Origin of the sequence: Candidatus Synechococcus spongiarum SH4 (assembly GCF_000586015.1) — a bacterium.
GTDB classification, from domain to species: domain Bacteria; phylum Cyanobacteriota; class Cyanobacteriia; order PCC-6307; family Cyanobiaceae; genus Synechococcus_B; species Synechococcus_B spongiarum_F.
Genome location: NZ_JENA01000162.1, coordinates 1 through 3861, shown reverse-complemented (window position 1 = coordinate 3861; position 3861 = coordinate 1). Strand labels below are relative to the sequence as shown.

Genomic DNA, 3861 nt, shown 5'->3' with positions numbered 1-3861 from the left:
ACTCCGTGGGGGCCTGGGCCGGTGTTGTGGGAGCTGCTCTCCTGGGTCCCAGGATCGGCAAGTTCGTCAACGGTCAGGCCCAGGCCATGCCCGGTCACAACATGGGAATTGCCACCCTGGGCTGTCTGGTGCTCTGGATCGGCTGGTACGGCTTTAACCCCGGCTCCGAGCTGGCCATGGACCAGTACGTGCCCTTTGTGGCGGTGACCACCACCCTGGCGGCCGCCGGCGGCGGCATCGGCGCCGCCCTGTGGTCCAAGATCACCTCCGGCAAGCCGGACCTGACCATGATCATCAACGGCATCCTGGCGGGTCTGGTGAGCATCACCGCCGGTTGCGGCAACATGACCCTGGTGGGCTCATGGGTTGCCGGCTTCGTTGGCGGCCTGATCGTGGTGATTTCCGTCGGCGTTCTGGACGGCATGGGCATTGACGACCCCGTTGGCGCCTTCTCGGTTCACGGCACCTGTGGCGTCTGGGGCACTCTGGTGATCGGCCTCTGGGGTGTTGAAGGCATGGATGCCGGAGCTGCTGGAATCGGCCTGTTCAACGGCGGCGGCTTTGCACAATTCGGCTATCAGATCGTGGGCGTTCTTGCCTACGGAATCTGGACCGTAGTGACCTGCTTTATCGCCTGGCAGATCATTGGCGCCATCTTCGGCGGCATTCGGGTGACCGAGGAAGAGGAGCTTACAGGTCTGGACATTGGCGAACACGGCATGGAGGCCTATCCGGAATTTGCCTCCAGCAACGGCTGAGCGGTTTTGAGCCTGGCGTCGGGTCAGCATCGGTTTGTGCTTCCCGGCCTCCTCTGCCAAACCTTCCATACCAAAGGCTCTGGACCACCCTGGTCCGGGGCCTTTGCCGTTCATCCGCAGCTTCCTCGCCTACACTGCTCACCCATGCCGTTGTGCTGCTGTGGCTGAAACCATTAATACCCAGGCGTTCCGCCGCACGCTCCACCACTCCGAGAACTACAACCGGCGTGGCTTTGGTCGAGCCAAAGAGGTGGCCGGCACCCTGGAGAACGCCTACCAGTGCGACCTGATCCAGCAGATTCGCGCCAACAACAACAAGCTCACCCAGGGCCGTCTCACCATCCGCCTGGCCCAGGCCTTCGGCTTTTGCTGGGGTGTGGAGCGGGCCGTGGCCATGGCCTACGAGACCCGTCGCCACTTCCCCGAAGAGCGAATCTGGATCACCAACGAGATTATCCATAATCCCTCTGTCAACCGCCATCTGCGCCAGATGGGTGTGTTGTTTGTCCCGATCATGGAGGGACGCAAGGATTTTTCCGCCGTGGAGCAGGGGGACGTGGTCATCCTGCCCGCCTTTGGCGCCACGGTGGCCGAGATGCAACTCCTGAATGAGCGCCAATGCACCATTGTGGACACCACCTGTCCATGGGTGTCCAAGGTGTGGAGCACTGTGGAGCGCCACAAGAAGCGGGACTTCACCTCCATCATCCACGGCAAGGTGAAGCACGAAGAAACCCTGGCCACAAGTTCTTTTGCCGGTACCTACCTGGTGGTGTTGAACCTGGAGGAGGCCCGGGTGGTGTGTGACTACATCCTCTCGGGGGGGGATCGCCAGGTTTTTCTGGAGCGCTTCAAGAATGCCTGCTCCTCCGGATTCAATCCCGACAGGGATCTGGTCCGGTTGGGGGTAGCCAACCAGACCACCATGCTGAAGACGGAAACGGAGGCCATTGGCCGCCTATTCGAGCAGACCCTCTTGCGTCGCTATGGCCCCACCTCCCTGAAGGAACACTTCCTGGCCTTTAACACCATCTGTGACGCAACCCAGGAGCGTCAGGACGCCATGTTTTCCCTGGTGGAGGAAAAGCTGGACCTGATGGTTGTGATCGGTGGCTACAACTCTTCCAACACCACCCATCTGCAGGAAATTGCCATGGAGCGGGGCATTCTCTCCCTCCACATCGATGCTCCCGAGCGCATTGGCCCCGGCAACGCCATTGAACACAAGCCGCTGGGGCAGAACCTGGAGCAACTGTCCCCCTTCCTGCCGGAGGGAGAGGTCACCGTGGGGGTCACCTCGGGTGCATCCACCCCTGACCGGGTTGTGGGGGAAACCATTCGCGCCCTGTTCGAGATTGCCAACGACAGCTTTTCCGATGAAGAGGTCTGAAGTTGCGCCATCGGCCCCCTGCCAGCCATCTCCCCTGGACTGAGCGAATGGCTGCGCTGCTGACCCAACCAGTGGTGATCCTGGGAGATGGAGGTCTGATTGTGAATCTGCAGGACAAGCGGGTGGATAACCTGCCCTTGAAGGTCATGGAGACGCTGCGCAAAGCCCCCCACTGACCATCCCGTTTGCCCATGGCTTGCGGGGGCTTGGTGCGTTCCTTAGCGCTCAGGCACACTGAGCAAGACCCATGACCCGATTTGATCAAGCTGCTGCGCACCCTCAGCCAACCGGTCACCAATGGCGCCGGTCTCATGGTAGGGACACCCGATCAGCAAGGCGGCATCATCAAGATACTCCACAGTGAGGTGGTTCTCGCCAATGACTTGGCAGACATCGTTTGTGTTCGGATAGGGCCGAACACTGTGCAGACATGAATCCTCCGGTGCTGTAGCGGGATTTGGGTGCCGGTAGCGTCATTCTAGGGGATCTCTTTCGGTCTTAGACAAAAGGTGGTCCCAGGTCTCAGGGTCAATGTGTGTGTGGCATATTGACTCAAGGTCCAACAAGGGCTTATCCCCGGGCCTCCGGGTAACGCTCATCGCACGAATTGATGTGTCAACATGACCTCCGCCTGTGCGAAACGATCCATCGTTCAACAGTTCCAGCAGGCTCCTGTGGATCTCAGTCTGTATCCCGACACTGCATGGCTTACGCTTGGCTTTGGACTTGGAGCCGGCAATCCTCTTCATGTCTCGTAATGGCGTAAATGTGTCCGAGAAGTTGCCTTCGGGAGGATATGTGTACACTCTTATTATTGAGACTCCGTTTGAGGTGCCGGAGGTATCGTATGTTGTCAGTGTTTTGATTCTAGAGAGTGCCTCTAAATCTAGATTAGAGACGAAGAGAAGGACCAGACCAGATAGAAGGAGGGGGAGAGAAGAGCGTACCCGTTTTGCTTCCATGAAAAGCCCAATGAGCCTGTATTGAATTTACAGGGTTTGTGACGCGGCGGCAACTCCTCACCAACCATCTTCAGGAAATCGCCATCTTCCTGCCGGGAGGGAAGATCACCGTGGGGGTCACCTCGGGTGCATCCACCCCTGACCGGGTGGTGGGGGAAACCATCCGCGCCCTGTTCGAGGTTGCCAACCACGGCTTTGCCGATGAGGAGTTCTGAGGGTTCAGCGATTCGCCCAAATCCTGTTGACGATCTCCATGCCCGTCAGGGCCTGCCAGAGAAAGAGGGTCATGACGCCCATATTCAGCCCCACGTGGGCTTTTCTCGCCACCACGTTGCCCCGCTGCATCAGGGGGACGAGGGACGCGGCCAGGGCAATCATGCAGGTCATGGCGGCCCCTGCCAGCAGATGGGGACCCACAAACAGTTTGCCGTTATTCAGATAGGTCACCCCCATGCCGAGGAAGGCGCCCAGCACCATCAACGCCAGAACAAGGGATCCAACGAGGAAATGACGCTGGCCCACCTTGCTCTTGGCCAGTTGTTTGCGCAACTCGGCATCCTTCGTGGTGCGCAGCTTCTTGCTGCGGATTCCCAGGAACAGGGCATAGCCGCTCAAGGCCAGCAGTGACCACATCATCAAGGGGTGAAGGAAGTTGAGGCTGAAGCCAACGGTCTCCGGCATGGCAGCGTCGGGGGCATGGTCTGCTGGTTCAGGTTAAGAACTTACCGCTTGACGTGTGCCTTAAGGCGCG

General features: G+C 59.3%; 5 protein-coding genes. 4 read left to right on the top strand and 1 reads right to left on the bottom strand.

The annotated features are described in order from the left end of the window. From BG35_RS0107475 to BG35_RS13125, 4 genes are all read left to right on the top strand, one after another. Positions 1 to 758 (top strand): ammonium transporter (locus BG35_RS0107475; RefSeq protein ID WP_025782338.1); only part of this gene is annotated, 758 nt, incomplete at its 5' end. Positions 759 to 930: 172 nt separating this feature from the next. After that, on the top strand, positions 931 to 2148 hold the full coding sequence (locus tag BG35_RS0107470; RefSeq protein WP_025782337.1) for a 4-hydroxy-3-methylbut-2-enyl diphosphate reductase: 1218 nt from the start codon (positions 931 to 933) through the stop codon (positions 2146 to 2148). Between the two features lie 47 nt (positions 2149 to 2195). After that, positions 2196 to 2324 carry a hypothetical protein gene (locus BG35_RS13830; protein ID WP_269087831.1) on the top strand — a complete coding sequence of 43 codons (129 nt, stop codon included), beginning with the start codon at positions 2196 to 2198 and terminating at the stop codon, positions 2322 to 2324. A gap of 824 nt (positions 2325 to 3148) precedes the next feature. Continuing rightward, positions 3149 to 3325, top strand: coding sequence for a hypothetical protein (locus tag BG35_RS13125; RefSeq protein ID WP_161632569.1), 177 nt, complete (start codon positions 3149 to 3151; stop codon positions 3323 to 3325). Positions 3326 to 3329: 4 nt separating this feature from the next. Here BG35_RS13125 and BG35_RS0107450 read toward each other — a convergent pair whose 3' ends face one another. Next, positions 3330 to 3791 (bottom strand): DUF4079 domain-containing protein, encoded by a 462-nt coding sequence (locus BG35_RS0107450; RefSeq protein WP_025782336.1) that lies wholly within the window; start codon positions 3789 to 3791, stop codon positions 3330 to 3332. Between the last annotated feature and the right edge of the window lie 70 nt (positions 3792 to 3861).